The organism is Candidatus Aalborgicola defluviihabitans (genome assembly GCF_016705985.1).
Lineage (GTDB): Bacteria > Pseudomonadota > Gammaproteobacteria > Burkholderiales > Burkholderiaceae_C > Allorhodoferax > Allorhodoferax defluviihabitans.
Genome location: NZ_JADJKN010000024.1, coordinates 39,979 through 56,176 on the forward strand (window position 1 = coordinate 39,979; position 16,198 = coordinate 56,176).

Here is a 16,198-nt window from a genome sequence, read left to right on the forward strand (position 1 = left end):
TAGACTCGCGCGCATACCAACAATCTTCTTCGGAGAGACAACATGAATTTACATGGATTGGTGCGGGCGCTATCGCTTGCCACATTGCCGCTGCTGCTGGTGGCCTGTATGGAAACCGCGCCCCGCGCTGGCGACACCTCTGCCGCACCGCAGGCAGGTGCCGCTGCCGGCCCCAGCTTTGGTAACGCTTCTCCCACGGCGGGCAGCTCCACTTCGGCCAAGGCCAACGCAGCAGCCGATGCTGCCGCCTACCAGGAAGTGCCCTACAAGAATGCCAGGAAAAGGGGCCCGGCCTTGATCGTCATTCCGGGTGAAATCAAGAGCAACAACGCCAGCTTCACCCAGCGCTTCTTGCCCAATAACATTGCCGACTTTGCGGAACTGGAGTTGTCGCAGGCCAATTTTCCCGTGCTGGAGCGGACCAATCTGGGGCCTTTGCTCAACGAGATTTCGTTGGCCTACAACTTGGGCAATGTGGCCAGTGCGCGCAAGACCATGCGCATGGGCAAGCTCAAATCCACCAAGTGGATTGTCAAGTTCGACATCCTCAAGGCCGAGCAGATTGCTGAGAACAAAAAAGGCTTTGATGGTCGTGCCGTGGGCGGCCTGATCAGCCAGCTCTCCGGCAGCCGGGGTGGTGCCGCAGCTGGCACCGTGGTGGGCTCGGTCAAGACCGGTGACGCCACCGGCGTATGGTTGATTGGCATGCGTTACAAGATCATGAACGCCAACACCACCGAGCAGGTAGCCCAAGGCTACAAGGAGCTCAAGATGGAAGTCGGCGCCACGACGACCAGCGTGATGGGCGTGTCTGAAAGCGCCAAGGGCGGCGTGGGCCTGGACACCATGGTGCAGCGCTTGGTGCAAACCGCAGTCTGGGATATTGACGCCAAGTACAAGTAAATCAACTGGCAAGCCCAGCCACCGCAGCGCTGGCGCTTGACGGGTGCCGCCTACCGCTCAGGAACGCGGTAGCGATTTGAGCTTGCGGTACAGCGAACGCTCGCTGACGCCCAGCTTGGCCGCCAGCTCGGCGCGGCTACCGGAGTGCTGCGCTACCAGTTGTTGCAAGGCATGGTTGTGCAGATCTTGCAAGGCCTGGGGCGTGGGTACAGTTAATGGGGGCCGGTGCGGTGTTGGTGCGGTGGGGCTGGCGCGCCGGCCCGACTGCAAAGCCTGCTGCACATGGACCTGTGTGATGAGATCCCCGTCGCACAGCAGGGTGGCGCGCTCCAGCAGATTGCGCAACTCGCGCACATTGCCGGGGAAATCGCAGCCCTGCAGCACGTTGAGGGCTTCGGGGGCCAACTGCAGGGAGCGCTTGGGTGCGACGCGCAGAAGCAGGGCCTCGGCAAGCAAGGCAATGTCGTCGCGCCGCTCACGCAAGGGGGGCAGGTGAATGGGGAAGGTGCTGATGCGGTAGTACAGGTCTTCGCGAAAGCGCCCCTCAGCCACCATGCGATCCAGGTCGCGGTGCGTGGCGGCCACCACGCGGATGTCGGCGTGGCGCAAGTCGGTACTGCCCACGCGGCGGTAGGTGCCACTCTCCAGCAGGCGCAACAGCTTGACCTGCATGCTCAAGGGAATGTCACCCACCTCGTCAATAAACAGGGTGCCGCCGCTGGCTGCCTCTACCAAGCCACCCTTGGCTGCGGTAGCACCCGTGAAAGCGCCGCGCTCGTGGCCAAACAGTTCGGATTCAAACAGGTTCTCTGGCAGGCTGGAGCAATCCACCGCCACCAGTGCGCGGCTGGCCCGGCTGCTGGCTTCGTGCACGGCCTTGGCCACCAGTTCCTTGCCGGTTCCCGATTCGCCCAGCAGCAACACCGCCGCTTGCGATGGCGCCACTCGCGCCACCAGCGCCAGCATGCGCTGAAAGGCCGGTGCGCGGCCAATCAGGCTCTGGGCCTCGGGCTGCCCATGGGCGACTTGCAGCGGCTCCATGCGCTCTACAAAAAACCCCAGTTCACCCGTTGCATCGCGCAATGGGGAGAGTTCAATGTTGACATATTCCTCACCCTGGGGCGTGTGGTGCAGGTGCAGCACCCGTTCGCGCTGACCGGACTCACGGGCCTGGGCCAGAGGACAGGATTCGCCCGCCTGGTCGCAGGGCACAGGGAAGTGGTGCGACACCTCGTAACAGGTACGCCCCACCACACTGCGCTGCGGACTGAACTGGCGCCGGTAGGCTGCATTGGCGGCCAGGATGCGGTAGTGCGCATCGAACAGGATGTGCGGTTCGGCCAACCCCTCCAGATAAGACACGAGTTCGGGCAGCGGCTGTGAGACGGGGTCGGTCATGTGCGTGCAGTATAGAACGACACCGCCAAACACTGCCATGTATATGTCAATTTTGGCAGTATGGCAGATGACGATCAAACTCTGGGAAAAATCGGCAATGCCAAGCCATTGAATTTAAAGGAATTTTTCTGAATCTCATGGCTGGCACGCTTCTTGTTAATAGCTATGGCAACCACTTTTGGTTTTGGCAGAAAGCAGACATGACCTCCATTCCCCCATTTGCAGCGGTTGCCTATACACACTGAGACGCCATGTACTTTCGCATCATCCATGACGAAACCAGCGGCGAGATGAGCTACCTGCTGGCCGACGCCGATGCCCGCGAGGCGGTCTTGGTGGACCCGCGTGGGCGTGATTTGCCGTTATTGCAATCCCTGCTCGCCGAGCGTGACTTGCGACTGCGTTGGGTGCTGCGCACGCACCAGCATGACGCCCTGCTGCCACAGGAACTGGCTCTGCTGGCACGTCTGGGCGCAACCATTCGGCAGGGGCAAGACGCCTTGGGCGTGCAGACCATCGGCCAGGGCGATCTGTTGGCCTTTGGCAATGAAGTGGTGACCGTGCTGGCCACGCCGGGCCATACCGAGGCTTGCCGCAGCTTTGCCTGGCGCGACCGCGTGTTTTGCGGTGGCCTGCTGGACGTGGATACCTGCCCCCACCAGCCGTACCCGGTGGCACCCGAGGCGCAGTGGGACAGCGTGCGCCAGCGGGTGTTCACCCTGGCCGACGAGACGCTGCTGTTCGTTGGCCACACCCGCCATGCGCAGGCTGTGACGACCGTGTTGCAGCAGCGCCGCTGGAACCCTTTCTTTGCGGGGCAGTCGCGTGACGAATTTTTGACGCACGCGGCCACCCTGCGCCATGCCACACAGCCCCTCGTTCAAGCCCAAGCCATACACTGATATGACGATCACTATTACCAAAGCCGCACCGCCGCCCACACAGACACCCTACGATGTATTAGGGGGCGCGGCTGGCGTGCAACGCCTGGTGCAACGCTTCTACGCACTGATGGATGAGCTGCCCGAGGCCTACCGAGTACGCAGCATGCACCCCGAAGACCTGCAAGGCAGCGCACAGAGCCTGTTTGAGTTTCTCTCGGGCTGGTTTGGCGGACCAGACCTGTATGCGCAGAAACATGGTCACCCCCGCCTGCGCATGCGCCACAACCCCTATACCGTGGGGCCGGTCGAGCGCGACGAGTGGCTACTGTGCATGACCCAGGCACTGAGCGAACAGGTGGCCGACGCACCGCTTCGTGACCACCTGATCCGCACCTTCTCGCAGATCGCCGACCACCTGGTTAACTCGCAGGGCCAAGTGGCAGCTGCATTCAATGACTAGCAAGGAAGCAACCGTGAATACCACCACCGACAAGCCGCGGGTCGTTATCCCCATCGCTGTCTCTCCAGACAAGAGCCCAATCGAGCCGCCACCGGATGCCGACCCCGAACTGGTGTCGCTGTACGAAGCCCACAAAAAAATCTACCCGCGCAGCGTGCAGGGGTTCTTTTCCCATTGGCGCTGGGCCATGGTCTGGCTGACACAAATATTGTTTTATGGTCTGCCCTGGTTGGAGTGGGGCCAGCGCCAGGCTGTACTGTTCGACTTGGGCGCACGGCGCTTCTACATTTTCGGTCTGGTTTTGTACCCGCAAGATTTCATTTACCTCACCGGCATACTGGTCATTTCAGCCTATTCACTGTTCCTGTTCACGGCCGTGGCAGGGCGCTTGTGGTGCGGCTACGCCTGCCCGCAAACTGTTTACACCGAAATATTTCTCTGGCTGGAGAAGCTGGCCGAGGGGGACCGTTCGGCCCGTATGCGTCGCGACGCAGGCCCCTGGAATGCCCAGAAAATTGGCCGCAAGGCTGGCAAGCATGCCATGTGGCTGGGCGTGGCCTTGGTAACCGGCTTTAGCTTTGTTGGCTACTTCACGCCCGTGCGAGAGCTGGCGGGTGCATTTGCGCATTGGCAACTTGGCTCATGGGAAATCTTCTGGACCTTCTTCTACGCCTTTGCCACCTATGGCAACGCCGGCTTCATGCGCGAGCAGGTGTGCAAATACATGTGTCCTTATGCCCGCTTTCAGAGCGCGATGTTCGACAAAGACACCCTCATCGTCACCTATGACGCTGAGCGCGGTGAACCCCGTGGCGCCCGCTCCAAGAAAGCCGACCCAGCCACGCTCAACCTGGGTGCCTGTGTGGACTGCAGCCTGTGCGTGCAGGTCTGCCCCACCGGTATCGACATCCGCAAGGGTTTGCAGTACGAGTGCATCGGCTGTGGCGCCTGCGCAGACGTGTGCGACACGGTGATGGACAAAGTGGGGTACGCCCGTGGCTTGGTGAAGTACTCCACCGAAAACGCCATCAACCAGCATTGGACCCGCAGCCAGACTCTGCGCCATGTGTTGCGTCCACGGGTGCTGGTGTACGTCGCCATTCTGGCCGCTGCCGTGATCGCCATGGCCGTGAGCCTGACGCTGCGCATTCCGTTCAAGGTGGACGTGGTGCGCGACCGTGGTGCGCTGGCGCGCATTGCCGAGGGTGGGCGTATTGAGAACGTGTTCCGCCTGCAAATCATGAATGCCACTGAAGCCACGCAACAGTTCCATATCTCGGTCTCAGGCATGCCGGGTCTGGAGGTGGTGTCGGAGAACGATGTGCAGATTGCTTCAACCGAAGCCCGTTGGGTGGCAGTGCGGGTGCAGGGCCCCATGGAAGGTACCGAAGGAGCCGCGCCGGGCTCGCATACCATCCACTTCGAGATCAAGGCCCAGGGCAATGTAGGCACCGTGGTCGAGAAAGCTGCGTTTATTGTGCCGCGTTGATCCAAAATGGCAGTCATGAACTTCTGGGACCAACGCTTTGCTGAGCCGGGCTACAAATACGGCACCGAACCCAACGCCTTTTTGCGTGAGCAGGCCACGCGCTTTGCACCCCACAGCCAGATCCTGGTGCCGGGCGACGGCGAAGGGCGCAACGGCGTTTGGCTGGCACAGCAGGGGCACTCTGTGACATCGGTTGACTCCTCTGCCGTGGGGCTCCAAAAGGCACGGGAACTGGCGGTTAGCCGCAGAGTGGAGATTGCCACCCAGTGTGTTGATCTGGTCGATTGGGCGCCCGTTGCTGGGACGCTGGACGCCGTGGTGCTGATCTACGCCCATTTGCCGGGCGCCATCCGGCAGTCAGCGCACCGCCGATTGGCACAAGGGCTGCGCGTGGGCGGTTGGTTGTTGCTGGAAGCCTTTCACCCCCATCAATTGGTGCATGCCAGCGGCGGCCCCAAGGATGTGGATATGCTGTACACGCCCGAACAACTGGACGCCGACTTTGAGGGCCTCTTGGACTGTGCCCTGTCCTGGCACGGCGAGACCCAACTGGACGAAGGCCCCGGTCACCAAGGGCTGGCCCATGTGACCCGCTGGTTGGGCAAACGTGTTGGATGAAACTGGCCGCTAGCCCTCGTCGAATTTACATAGGTCACTATTGTTTTTATAGTATTTAGAAAAGGAAAACTGGAATGAAAACCGCACACGATCTCGTAGCGACCGCCAAATCCCGCGTGCAGGAAGTAGCCTTGGCGGATGCGGAACAGGCCATCCGCAATGCCGATGTGCTGGTGGATGTGCGCGAGGCAGACGAATACGCAGCGGGCCATCTGACGGGCGCTGCGCACATGTCGCGCGGCATGCTGGAGTTCAAGTTCAGCGCCAACCCGGCGCTGGAGTCGCGCGACCTCAAAGTGGTGCTGTACTGCAAGACCAGTGGCCGCGCCGCCTTGGCCGCTGCGGCCCTGCAGGACATGGGTTACCTCAATGTGCAATCCCTTGCAGGCGGTTATGACGCCTGGACGGCTGCGGGCAAGCCCATCACCAAGCCAGAGACGCCATCGTTTGAATAAGCCTGTGGGCTCGTGGGCACCGGACGGGCCTTGAGGTGGATGCCGGCCAGCATGCAGCGCACCGAGCCACCGGCAGTTTCAATGGTGGGCACGTCCAGTGCCAACAGTTCCACACTTTGCTCCAGTGTCGCCACTTGCCGGGGCGTCAGCGCGCGTAGTGCCCGTGCTGACAGCGCGAGGATGCGGCCTTGGCTGCCTTGTAGTTCCAGCGCATTACCGGCAAATTCGCCAATTTGTGCGGCGCTGAGTTCCACCAACGTGCGACCGTTCTCTGCCAGGCGACTTCGTACCTCCTTGCGCCGCGCTGGGTCGGTAATCATGTCAAATCCGGCCATAACAAAGTCGGAGCCAATGCACATCAGCACATTGGTGTGGTACACCGCGCGACCCTGGGCATCGGTCGCGTCGAACAGCATGGGCTCGAAATTGAAATGGGTGCAAAAGCGTTCCAGCGCCAGCGGGTCGGCACGGCTGGACCGCACTGCGTAGGCGACCCGGTCAATGTGGTCCAACACCATGGCGCCGGTGCCTTCCAGGTACACGGCGTCCTGCTCCAATCCGGAGTAGTCGATCACATCCTGCACGCGGTAATGTGCTTTTAGAAGATCAATCACATCCCAGCGCCGCTCCAGGCGGCGGTTGGGTGCCGCCATGGGGAAGATGGCCACGTGCCCTCCGGCATGGGTAGAGAACCAGTTGTTCGGAAACACCGAGTCCGGCGTGGCCTGGCCGCAGTCGTCAAACAGGTGCACGGTTACGCCGGCGTCCTGTAGCCGGCGCGCCATGGTGCTGACCTCGCGGTAAGCGGCTTCTGCTACCGCGCCGGCGGTCTAACGTCGCCGCGTTGTTGGAAGGCGTTGTCGCCCAGGGTGTCGGGGTTGGAGCAAAAGGCGTGTGGCCGCACCATCACCACGGCGCTGGGCGCCTGCACCGAATGGGCGCTCATGCCAGCGCTGTTTGCAATGCCTGCGGTGTGGAAGCAGCGTTGCTGGTGCTTCTGGTGGTGCGGAGTTCAGCCGTGGGGCGTACCAATTGGTACAGGTCTTTCGGGTCGTCCAGTGCCGGAATCAGTGCCACATCGGCACCCAGGCGCAGCGCCTGGGCTTGGTCGTGCACAAAGCGTAAGGCAGAGAAGTCTTCCAGCGCAAATCCCACCGAATCAAACAGGGTGATCTGGTCAGCACTTTCGCGGCCTACCGCTTGGCCACTGAGTACCTGCCAGAGTTCCGTAACGGCAAACGAAGCGTCCATTTGCTGCAGATCGCCTTCGATGCGGGTTTGCGGCTCGTACTCCACAAATACCTTGGCGGCACGCAGCACATCGGCGTGCAGCTCGGTCTTGCCGGGGCAGTCACCACCCACGCCGTTGACGTGCATGCCTGGCTCCAGCAGGTTGGGCGTGATGATGGTGGCGTTGGTCTTGTCGGCCGTGACCGTGGTCACGATGTCGGCTCCGCGCACCGCCTCTGCCACGCTGGTACAGGGTACCAGGCGCAGGCTGGCCGCATCCGGGTTGTTTTGCAGGTTCCGCACCAGCTTGGCAGTGGCCTGTGCGTCAACATCAAACAGGCGAATCTCGTTAATGCCCACCAAGTGATGAAAGGCCATTGCCTGGAACTCACTCTGCGCGCCATTGCCCACCAGAGCCATGACGCGGCTGTTGGGGCGAGCAAGCGTGCGTGCGGCCAGGGCCGAGGTGGCGGCAGTGCGCAGCGCGGTGGTCAGCGTCAGCTCGCTCACTAGCAGCGGGTAACCGCTGGCTACATCGGCCAATACGCCAAAGGCCATGACCGTGGGCAGGCCACGCGCAGTGTTCTTGGGGTGGCCGTTGACGTATTTGAAGGTGAATGTTTTGGTATCTGCAATCGGCATGAGCTCAATCACGCCGTCGGGTGAATGTGCGGCCAAGCGTGGTGATTTGTCAAAGCTGTTCCAGCGCAAGAAGTCTTGCTGCAGGTAAGTCGCCATGCCCTGCAAGGTGGCCTTCAGACCCGTGCGGCGCACGATGGTGGCTACGTCTTGCGGGCTTAAAAATAGGGTGGAATAGGGTGTGGTGGATGTTGTGTTCATTTTTGTCTCCTCAGTACTTGCAAAGGGTTTGCAATCGATGGAAACAAGTGTGCTTGTTCGCCCAAACAATAACAATCGTCAAAAATGTACAAAAAACGCCAGTTTCTTATCCTTATGGCATGGTAAATTGCCATAATGGATGAAATTGACCACAAACTGATGTCATTGTTGCGTCAGGACGCACGCCTGACCGTGGCCGCGCTGGCGGCCAAGTTGCAAGTATCGCGCGGTACGGTCACCAACCGCATCCGCCGCCTGGAAGACGACGGCGTCATCGTTGGCTACACGGTTCGCCTGCGCCCTGATGTGCAGCACAACGAAATCAAAGCCTGGATGAGCATTGCGGTGGACGGCAACCAGACCCGCGTCGTCATCGCCTCCCTGCTGGGCGAACCCGGCGTCGCCACCTTGCACGATACCAATGGCCGCTGGGACTTGCTGGCCGAATTGCGGGCACAAACGCTGCAAGACCTGGCCTCGGTGCTGGAGCGCATCCGCCTGATCAAGGGCATCAGCAACACCGAAACCAGCATCCACCTGGAAACCTTCCGCGTTTCTTGAACACGTGGCCCGGGGGTGAAACTACGGTGTGTATGGCGGCACGGGTAATCCCCAGTTGTGTCGCAATGGCGCCTTGGAGACACTAGCGCACCCCCAAAAACTGAATCCCCATTCAAGGAGATACCCATGCGTTTTGCCAAACCCCTGCTGGTCGCATTGCTCTGTATTGCTGGTGGTGTCTACGCCACCAACTACTCTTTGTGGATCAATGGCCGCAGCAGCAACGCGCAGCCTGGTAACCATGCTGATTTTTCCTACTGGGGTCCGTCCAGCACGGCCGCTGGAGTGAACAAGAAGTCAGTCAACTGGGACGGATTTAACCGCGTTTCAGACCAAAACTACCGCATCCGTGACGCCCTGGACTGCTACTGCACCGGCACCAACTGGTGCTATGTGGCTGCGCACAGCGCTGGTAACCTGCAAATTGGCTATGCCTTGTCGCTGTACGGCGGCAGCGCTCGCAGCAAGAAGAATGCATCGCCCAATTCCTCGGGCGTTTGTGGCAATACCGATGGCACCACGCAAACCGGCTGGAACATCAAGTGGGTGGACGTGGCCGCTGGTGCTGGCGGCGGCAGCGAGCTGGCCAACGTGGGCAGCTGGGCAGTGTCCGACCCATTGACCTCTGATCTGAAGACCGCCACCGCCCGTGCGCTGTATGACCACAACCAGACCCGCGCCAAGTGGTTCTATATGTATGCCGGAGCCAAGGGCACGCTGTACTCGGGCGTGTTGCCGGGGCAGGACGACGAGGCTGTGGCCTACCACTCCTCAGGCGGCGTTTCTGGCAGCGGTGGTGCGGGTTTCTGCAATCCATCCGACTGGCTTTGCAATGACCTAACCATGGGCACCGCCGCCAACGAAGGTGGCAAGGCCAAGTGGAGCTACCACAGCGTCGCTTTCCGTGACAACACGGAGGCCTTCAACCATTACACCAATGGTGCGTGGGGCGGCGTGGTATCCAAGGTGCGCGCCGACATGGCCGCCAATGCCAACTAAAGGGCGGCTGGCTGCCAGCATGGACGGCACTGACGCTTGAACCGGCGCTGGAAGTTTTTGGGGCTGGGCGGCGCGGCCGTTGCACTAGCCGTGCTGGGCTGGTACGTCTGGGGTGCCGACCCGGTGGCTGATGCGAGCGCCACGTCTGCCAACCGGCAAGTTCAGTCAAGTTCTGCCACCACATTGGGGGGCGGTTCCGGTGGAGCAGGAGGGACTGGAACCGACGGCCGCTCGCCCTATAGCCCGGCCGGCCTGCAGGCCCGCCAAGAACAGCTGACGCTTTGGCGTGGCCGCTACGAGCGTGCCGAGCAGGTCTATTCCAGCTACCGCGATTCCACCCGTTATCCGCCGGAATCCCGTCCCATGGCCGAGCACCCGGATCAGGTGCGTCCCTTTGCCCCCATTTCTGAAGAGCTGAAACTGCGGGGCGCCAACGGTGAGGCGGTGTCCGGTATCCGCCTGCGCACCACGCAGGAGCGGGTGTTCCTGAGTGGCGCGGAAAGTGTCAAGTTCACCGTAGCGGCGGTGGACGACAGCGGCAACAGCCTGCCGCTGATCGTCCGCAATGCTTCGGCCCAGTCCATTCCCGATTCACGCACGCCCATTAAAGTGACGCAGACCTCGGTGGTGTTCTCGGACGATGGCGCGGGCGCCGACGACCAGGCCGGCGATGGGGTGTACTCCGCACGGCTCACGCCCTCCACACAGGGCTTTGCCAACTACTCGGGCACTATCCGCTTGCTGGCCGAGGTAGCCAGCGACTCGCGCCAGGGTGTGACCCAGTTTGACGTGGTGTACACGCCCGACGTGCCCGCCACTTGGGCTGGCGTGCGCGAGGCGTTGGAGGCCGGGTCACTGAACTTCTACCTCAAGGCCAATGTGCGACAGGCTGGGCGCTACGTGGTTAGTGCGCGGGTGGACGACGCCAACGGTGTGCCGTTTGCGCTACTGCAGTTCAACGACGAGGTGGCGGCAGGAAGCCGCGAGTTCAAGCTGCAGGTATTTGGTGCCCTGGTGTTGGACAAAAACCCGGCATTCCCACTGCGCCTGCGTGATGTAGATGGTTTCCTGCTGATCCCCGACCGATTCCCCGACCGTGCCACCATGGCGCGCCAAAGCGGCGTGGTCTACACCAGCGCCCGCTATACACGCGACCGATTTTCATCGGCCGAATGGAGCAGCGAAGAGCGCAGCCGTTATCTGGCCGAATACGGCAAGGATGCTGACACTGCCCGACGCCAGGTCGAAACACTGACCGAAAAATGATAGACGCCCCACGGGGCTACTCGGAGCGCAAGGCCTCTACCGGGTCCAGCCGTGCCGCGCTGCGGGCAGGCAGCACACCGGCCACTAATCCGATAGCGATGGCAATGCCTTCGGCCAACAGCACAAAGCTGATCGGCGTGTGCACCGGCAAGGCTGGCACTGCCAGGTGAATGATCTGGGCCAGGCCCATGCCCAGCACCAAGCCGATGATGCCGCCCAGCGCCGACAGCGCTACTGCCTCACCCAGGAACAGGCCCAGGATGGTGTTGCGCGGCGCGCCCAGCGCCACCAGCAGGCCGATCTCTCCGGTGCGCTCGCTCACCGCAATGGTCATGATGGTGACGATACCCACTCCACCCACCAGCAGTGAAATACTGCCCAGCGCACCCACTGCCATGGTCAGAATGTCGAGGATGTTGGACAGGCTGCGCAGCATGTCCTCTTGCGTGGTGATGGTGAAATCTTCGCGGCCGTGGCGCGCTTCCAGCAAGCGGGTAATGGACTTGACCACGCTGGCGGCGGGCACGCCTTCGCGGTAGGCGATGTCGATCTTCATCATGCCGTCGCGGTTGAACAACTCCATGGCGCGCGCCACTGGCACGTAGGCCGCATCGTCCAGGTCCACACCCAGAAACTGGCCTTTGGATTCGAGTACGCCAATCACGCGAAACTGCGAATTGCCCAGGCGCACGCGCTGCCCCAGCGGGTTGTCTGTGCCAAACAATTCTGTGGTGAGCTTGGAGCCCAGCACCACAAAGGCGCGGGCGTTTTCCAGTTCGTCGTTTGGCAAAAACTGGCCAATGCGTACGGACATGCTGTAGACGTTGAGCATGTCGGCCCCCACGCCATTGACGGTGCTTCGGCGCAGTCGCCCATTGGCGCCAATCTCGGTGTTGCCCCAGACCATGGCCGATACCCCGGTGACCTGGGGCAGCTTGGACAAATGCAGCGTGTCGTCCAGCGTGAGCGGCCGCACCGAACTGGGAATGCCGGTGGGTGCCGGACCCGAAGTCTTGACTTTGCCCGGCGTGATGCTCGCAATGTTGGTGCCAAATTGGGTGAATTCGGCCAGCACAAAGCGGTGAATGCCCTCGCCGATGGAGGTCAGCAAAATCACCGATGCAATGCCCACGGCAATGCCCAACAGCGTCAGAAAACTGCGCAGGCGTTGCGCAGTGACTGCACGCATGGCCAGGCGAAGGGCGTCGGTAAGCAACATGGTGTTAGTCGTCGCGGCTTACCGTTTGGAGAGAGCCTGCACCGGGTCCATCTGCGCGGCCCGGCGTGCTGGCATGACGCCGAACAAGATACCGGTCACCAGGGCGGTACCCAAGCCGGCTAGCACGGCCCAGTCGGGCGGATAGGCCGGAAACGTGGGGTACAACTGGCGAATCATCGCCGCACCCAGCAACCCCAGCACGTAGCCCACCACGGCGCCAGTGAACGAGAGCAGTACGGCCTCGGTCAGGAATACGGAGCGGATGCCGCTGCCCGTAGCGCCCAGCGCCTTGAGCAGGCCAATCTCGGCGGTGCGTTGGGTGACCGACACCAGCATCACGTTCATCACCAAAATGCCGGCCACGGCCAGGCTGATGGCGGCAATGCCTGCCACGCCCAGGGTCAGTGCACTGAGCAAACGGTCGAAAGTGGCCAGCACCGCGTCTTGTGTGATGACGGTCACGTCCAGCTCGCCTTCGTGGCGCAGCTTGATGATTTCGGTGATCTGGGCTTTGGCGGCGTCGATGGTCTCGCGGCCATGGGCTTCAATCATGATGCGAAACAGCGTGTTGCTATTGAACATGGACTGCGCCAGTGATACGGGCACAAACACCAGCTCGTCGGTATTCATGCTCAGGCCCTGGCCGGCGGCAGCCAGCACGCCCACAATGCGCACGCGCCGGTCGCCAATGCGCACCAGTTGTCCCAGGGCAGGGTTGGCACCGAAAAGCTCGTCGCGCACTTTGGCGCCAATCACCGCTTCGCTGTTCCCACGGCGCCAGTCGCCTGGTGCCAGAAAGCGCCCTTGGGCCATGGCCATTTTGCGCAGTTCCACGTATTGGGACGTGGTGCCGGCCACCAGCACCTCGCGCAGCTTGCCCTCAGCGCTGATCTCCGAGGTGCCCACGGCCAGCGGTGCCACGCGGGCCACGGCGCTGGCCCGCTCAAGTGCCTGGGCGTCGTCAATGGTCAGGTCGCGCGTCGTGTTGGTGATGGCGTTACCTGGGCTGAACCCCCCGGTCTGCGATCGACCGGGCAGCACGATAACCAGGTTGCTACCCAGTGACGAAAACTCGTTCATCACGTAGCGCCGCGCCCCATCGCCCAGCGCAGTGAGTATCACAACGGAGGCCACGCCAATGGACATAGCCAGCACCAGCAAGCCAGCGCGCAAAGGGTTGCCGGTGGCCGCGTCGCGCGCGAAGCGGATCAGGTCGGTGTTGCGCATGCTGGCTCGGCCTGCGGGTCACGGCACGTGTCGTGCTGGATGGCGCCGTCTTCCATCAGCAACTGGCGCCGGGCCCGGCTGCCCAGTGCGCCATCATGGGTCACCACGATCAAGGTCACGCCCTGGTCATTGAGGCCTTCCAGCAGGCGCACTACCTCTTCGCCGGTGCTGCGGTCCAGGTTGCCCGTGGGTTCGTCGGCCAGAATCATGGCCGGCTGCATGATGGTGGCACGGGCAATGGCCACGCGCTGGCGCTGCCCGCCAGAGAGTTCGTCCGGGCGGTGGTCGGCGCGATTCACCAGCCCGTAGTCCTTGAGTGCCTGCGCCACCCGTGCTGAGCGTTGTGCCGGCGCCAGCCCGGCCAGCACCATGGGCAAGGCAATGTTCTCGGCGGCGGTCAGGCGTGGCACCAGGTGAAAGCTCTGAAACACAAAGCCAATGCGCTGGCTGCGAACGCGCGCCTGCTCATCCGGCGAGAGGGTGGTCACATCGCGGCCTTCCAGCCGGTACACGCCGGTGTTGGGGCGGTCCAGCAAGCCCAGCAGGTTGAGCAGGGTGGATTTTCCAGAACCCGATGGCCCCATCACCGCCACGTATTCGCCAGCGCCAATGGAGAGGTTGAGGTTGCGCAGCGCGTGCACCTCGGAGTCGCCCAGGTGGAACACCCGCTCAATGCCAGCGAGTTCGATTTGCGCGGTCATTTCTTGGCTTTATCGTCCAGCACGTAGGCTGCGCCGGGCTTGACGCCTTCGCGTTCCAGCGAGGTCACCACTTTGTCGCCAGCGGCCAGGCCATCCAATACCTCGGTGAACTCCCAGTTGGCCAGCCCGGTCTTGATCTTGCGTTCTTGCAGCGTGCCGTCTGCGCCGGCCACCAGTACGCGGCCCCCTTCTTGCAGCGCTGAGGTTGGCACGCGCACTACCTTGTCGCGCACGGCCAGCACCACTTCCACGTCGGCGCTGTAGCCCACCAGAAGTTTGGGCGGCGTCTTGTCGGTGTCCAGCGTGGCGTCAATGTCCACCGTGCGGGCCTGCTTTTCTACTGCCGACACATAGGGTGCTACGCGCTTGACCTTGCCGGCAAAGGATTGTTTGGGTAGCGCGTCAAAGCTGATGCGCACGGTCTGCCCGGCGCTGATCTTGGGCGCGTCCACCTCGTCCATGGGGGCGCGCACATACAAGCAGGTGTCGTCGATCAAGTCAATTGCCGGTGGTGTGGGCACGCCGGGTGGTGAGGGTGTTGAGTATTCCCCTACCTCGCCCACAATTTTGGCCACGGTACCGGCAAACGGCGCGTACAGCACGGTGCGTTTTTGCTCCACCTGCGTGGCGCTCACGCGGGCTTGGGCTTGCACCACATCAGCCTTGGCGGCGTCGCAGGTGGCGCGCCGGGCCTGGGCGTCGGCGCGGGCCTGATCGTCACGCGAGCCGGAGACAAAGCCCTTCTGGAACAGGGCGCTCTGGCGTTTGGCCTCGGCTTCGGCATTGGCGGCCACGGTGCAAGCCTCGACAACCCGCTTTTGTGCACTTTGCACCTGGGTCTGGGCCAGGGTACTTTGGGCCTGCTGGTCGTCGTTCCACAGCTTCATCAGCAACTGGCCTTTTTTGACCTTGTCGCCTTCCTTGACGGCCAGCACTTCGATGCGCCCGCCCATGGTGGCCGAGAGCTTGGTGCGCAAACAGGCCTCCACCGTGCCAGCGCGGGTGTTGGCAATGCTGGACTCCACCTTGCCCTGGTCTATCTCCACCACCACCACGGCGATCGGCTTGGGCCGCTTGGCCCACCAGATGCCTCCCACCAAGAGGGCGATGATGAGCAGGGCCAGTGCCAGGCGGCGAATCAGGGATGAAGTCATATATGGGAAATTTGCTATAAAAATATGAGCGATTTACCCAATGTTGACGAGGGCTAGGAGGTCATTTTACTTAAAGAGCTACATCAGGGCAGTGGTCTTGTCCAGCGCAATGGCGGCATCCAGTGTGTCCAGCAACAGCTTGCGCACCTTGAGCTTGGTGCCCTTGTGTGCGCCTGGGTTGAGTTTCTGCAACTGCTGGGCTACTGCACGGGCGGTGGGCATCAGCTGCTCGGGCGGCACCACCTGATCCAGGAAACCGGCCATCACTGCACCCTGCGGGGTGAACATTTCTGCGTTGATGACGGCGCGTTGGAAGGCCGGTGGCGTCAGCCGGTCGCGCGCCAGGGTAATGCCCACGTGGTGCATGGTCATGCCAATCTTCACTTCGTTGAGGCCAATGCTGAAAGGGCCTTCCACCCCAATGCGGTAGTCCGCCGACAGCAGCACAAAGGCGCCCTTTGCCACAGCGTGGCCAGGGCAGGCAACGATGATCGGTTGGGGGTGGGCCAACATGCGCCGCGCCAAGGCAGAGCCCTCGCCCACCAGGTTAATGGCAGCCTGCGGGCCGGCCATCATGACTTTCAGGTCGTAACCGCCGCTCAGAATACCGGGTTGGCCGGTGACGATGACCACCGCACTATCAGCCTGAGCGCGGTCCAGACCACGGTTGAAGTCAGCAATCAGTTCGTGGGAAAAGGCGTTGACCTTGCCGTTGTTCAGGGTCAGGGTGGCAATGCCGTCTTCCAGGCTGTAGGCAACAAGTTCGCTCATGGTGAATTCCTGCAAAAAAACGA

At 62.0% G+C, this 16,198-nt stretch carries 16 protein-coding genes and 1 pseudogene; 9 read left to right on the forward strand and 8 right to left on the reverse strand.

Going from position 1 to position 16,198, the window contains the following annotated elements; genetic code table 11:
* The first annotated feature begins 42 nt into the window (after window positions 1–42).
* Complete coding sequence (locus IPI80_RS18955) at window positions 43–903, forward strand: hypothetical protein (protein WP_413862661.1); 861 nt, start codon at window positions 43–45, stop codon at window positions 901–903.
* A gap of 57 nt (window positions 904–960) precedes the next feature.
* Here IPI80_RS18955 and IPI80_RS18960 read toward each other — a convergent pair whose 3' ends face one another.
* Complete coding sequence (locus tag IPI80_RS18960) at window positions 961–2,301, reverse strand: sigma-54 interaction domain-containing protein (protein ID WP_413862662.1); 1,341 nt, start codon at window positions 2,299–2,301, stop codon at window positions 961–963.
* A 251-nt stretch (window positions 2,302–2,552) separates the two neighbouring features.
* Here IPI80_RS18960 and IPI80_RS18965 point away from each other — a divergent pair, with 251 nt between their 5' ends.
* The 5 genes from IPI80_RS18965 (at window position 2,553) to IPI80_RS18985 (ending at window position 6,207) form a co-directional block, all read left to right on the forward strand.
* Window positions 2,553–3,203, forward strand: coding sequence for a hypothetical protein (locus IPI80_RS18965; RefSeq protein WP_413862663.1), 651 nt, complete (start codon window positions 2,553–2,555; stop codon window positions 3,201–3,203).
* 1 nt (window position 3,204) lies between these two features.
* Complete coding sequence (locus IPI80_RS18970; RefSeq protein WP_413862664.1) at window positions 3,205–3,645, forward strand: group II truncated hemoglobin; 441 nt, start codon at window positions 3,205–3,207, stop codon at window positions 3,643–3,645.
* A 13-nt stretch (window positions 3,646–3,658) separates the two neighbouring features.
* Window positions 3,659–5,134 carry a cytochrome c oxidase accessory protein CcoG gene (ccoG, locus tag IPI80_RS18975; protein WP_413862665.1) on the forward strand — a complete coding sequence of 492 codons (1,476 nt, stop codon included), beginning with the start codon at window positions 3,659–3,661 and terminating at the stop codon, window positions 5,132–5,134.
* 15 nt (window positions 5,135–5,149) lie between these two features.
* On the forward strand, window positions 5,150–5,752 hold the full coding sequence (locus tag IPI80_RS18980) for a class I SAM-dependent methyltransferase (protein ID WP_413862666.1): 603 nt from the start codon (window positions 5,150–5,152) through the stop codon (window positions 5,750–5,752).
* A gap of 74 nt (window positions 5,753–5,826) precedes the next feature.
* Entirely contained in the window at window positions 5,827–6,207 is a 381-nt protein-coding gene (locus IPI80_RS18985; RefSeq protein ID WP_413862667.1) for a rhodanese-like domain-containing protein, read from the forward strand.
* On the opposite strand, the pseudogene ctlX reads toward IPI80_RS18985, so the two are convergent.
* Together ctlX and IPI80_RS18995 are read right to left on the reverse strand one after the other, a co-directional pair.
* Window positions 6,144–7,153, reverse strand: a pseudogene (gene ctlX / locus IPI80_RS18990) (citrulline utilization hydrolase CtlX). The gene IPI80_RS18985 and the pseudogene ctlX sit on opposite strands and share 64 nt — an antisense overlap.
* The gene (locus IPI80_RS18995) at window positions 7,150–8,277 is read right to left on the reverse strand and encodes an ornithine cyclodeaminase (protein ID WP_413862668.1); all 1,128 of its coding nucleotides are present in this window, start codon (window positions 8,275–8,277) and stop codon (window positions 7,150–7,152) included. The pseudogene ctlX and the gene IPI80_RS18995 overlap by 4 nt, the downstream one beginning before the upstream one ends.
* A 135-nt stretch (window positions 8,278–8,412) precedes the next feature.
* Here IPI80_RS18995 and IPI80_RS19000 point away from each other — a divergent pair, with 135 nt between their 5' ends.
* The 3 genes from IPI80_RS19000 (at window position 8,413) to IPI80_RS19010 (ending at window position 11,103) form a co-directional block, all read left to right on the forward strand.
* Window positions 8,413–8,838 (forward strand): Lrp/AsnC family transcriptional regulator, encoded by a 426-nt coding sequence (locus IPI80_RS19000; RefSeq protein ID WP_413862669.1) that lies wholly within the window; start codon window positions 8,413–8,415, stop codon window positions 8,836–8,838.
* A 126-nt stretch (window positions 8,839–8,964) separates the two neighbouring features.
* Window positions 8,965–9,837, forward strand: a complete 873-nt coding sequence (locus IPI80_RS19005) for a hypothetical protein (RefSeq protein WP_413862670.1) — start codon at window positions 8,965–8,967, stop codon at window positions 9,835–9,837.
* A 36-nt stretch (window positions 9,838–9,873) separates the two neighbouring features.
* A complete protein-coding gene (locus tag IPI80_RS19010; RefSeq protein ID WP_413862671.1) occupies window positions 9,874–11,103 on the forward strand; it encodes a choice-of-anchor X domain-containing protein in 1,230 nt (409 codons plus the stop codon).
* Window positions 11,104–11,119: 16 nt separating this feature from the next.
* Here the strand turns inward: IPI80_RS19010 and IPI80_RS19015 are convergent, their stop codons facing one another.
* The 5 genes from IPI80_RS19015 to IPI80_RS19035 form a co-directional block, all read right to left on the reverse strand.
* Entirely contained in the window at window positions 11,120–12,322 is a 1,203-nt protein-coding gene (locus IPI80_RS19015) for an ABC transporter permease (RefSeq protein ID WP_413862672.1), read from the reverse strand.
* 18 nt (window positions 12,323–12,340) lie between these two features.
* Window positions 12,341–13,549: an ABC transporter permease gene (locus IPI80_RS19020; RefSeq protein ID WP_413862673.1), complete on the reverse strand. Its 1,209-nt coding sequence runs from the start codon at window positions 13,547–13,549 to the stop codon at window positions 12,341–12,343.
* Window positions 13,531–14,250, reverse strand: a complete 720-nt coding sequence (locus IPI80_RS19025) for an ABC transporter ATP-binding protein (RefSeq protein ID WP_413862674.1) — start codon at window positions 14,248–14,250, stop codon at window positions 13,531–13,533. Before IPI80_RS19025 ends, IPI80_RS19020 begins: the two co-directional genes overlap by 19 nt.
* On the reverse strand, window positions 14,247–15,404 hold the full coding sequence (locus IPI80_RS19030) for an efflux RND transporter periplasmic adaptor subunit (protein WP_413862675.1): 1,158 nt from the start codon (window positions 15,402–15,404) through the stop codon (window positions 14,247–14,249). The genes IPI80_RS19025 and IPI80_RS19030 overlap by 4 nt, the downstream gene beginning before the upstream one ends.
* A gap of 78 nt (window positions 15,405–15,482) precedes the next feature.
* The gene (locus tag IPI80_RS19035; protein WP_413862676.1) at window positions 15,483–16,175 is read right to left on the reverse strand and encodes a crotonase/enoyl-CoA hydratase family protein; all 693 of its coding nucleotides are present in this window, start codon (window positions 16,173–16,175) and stop codon (window positions 15,483–15,485) included.
* Between the last annotated feature and the right edge of the window lie 23 nt (window positions 16,176–16,198).

What these genes read in the sequence shown, in the direction of transcription:
- IPI80_RS19025 (WP_413862674.1), bottom strand. Translation starts at nt 14,250, where the DNA reads ATGACCGCGCAAATCGAACTCGCTGGCATTGAGCGGGTGTTCCACCTG.
- IPI80_RS19015 (WP_413862672.1), bottom strand. Translation starts at nt 12,322, where the DNA reads ATGTTGCTTACCGACGCCCTTCGCCTGGCCATGCGTGCAGTCACTGCG.
- IPI80_RS18955 (WP_413862661.1), top strand. Translation starts at nt 43, where the DNA reads ATGAATTTACATGGATTGGTGCGGGCGCTATCGCTTGCCACATTGCCG.
- IPI80_RS19020 (WP_413862673.1), bottom strand. Translation starts at nt 13,549, where the DNA reads ATGCGCAACACCGACCTGATCCGCTTCGCGCGCGACGCGGCCACCGGC.
- IPI80_RS18985 (WP_413862667.1), top strand. Translation starts at nt 5,827, where the DNA reads ATGAAAACCGCACACGATCTCGTAGCGACCGCCAAATCCCGCGTGCAG.
- IPI80_RS19000 (WP_413862669.1), top strand. Translation starts at nt 8,413, where the DNA reads ATGGATGAAATTGACCACAAACTGATGTCATTGTTGCGTCAGGACGCA.
- IPI80_RS19030 (WP_413862675.1), bottom strand. Translation starts at nt 15,404, where the DNA reads ATGACTTCATCCCTGATTCGCCGCCTGGCACTGGCCCTGCTCATCATC.
- IPI80_RS18965 (WP_413862663.1), top strand. Translation starts at nt 2,553, where the DNA reads ATGTACTTTCGCATCATCCATGACGAAACCAGCGGCGAGATGAGCTAC.
- IPI80_RS18960 (WP_413862662.1), bottom strand. Translation starts at nt 2,301, where the DNA reads ATGACCGACCCCGTCTCACAGCCGCTGCCCGAACTCGTGTCTTATCTG.
- IPI80_RS18995 (WP_413862668.1), bottom strand. Translation starts at nt 8,277, where the DNA reads ATGAACACAACATCCACCACACCCTATTCCACCCTATTTTTAAGCCCG.
- IPI80_RS18980 (WP_413862666.1), top strand. Translation starts at nt 5,150, where the DNA reads ATGAACTTCTGGGACCAACGCTTTGCTGAGCCGGGCTACAAATACGGC.
- IPI80_RS19005 (WP_413862670.1), top strand. Translation starts at nt 8,965, where the DNA reads ATGCGTTTTGCCAAACCCCTGCTGGTCGCATTGCTCTGTATTGCTGGT.
- IPI80_RS19035 (WP_413862676.1), bottom strand. Translation starts at nt 16,175, where the DNA reads ATGAGCGAACTTGTTGCCTACAGCCTGGAAGACGGCATTGCCACCCTG.
- IPI80_RS18970 (WP_413862664.1), top strand. Translation starts at nt 3,205, where the DNA reads ATGACGATCACTATTACCAAAGCCGCACCGCCGCCCACACAGACACCC.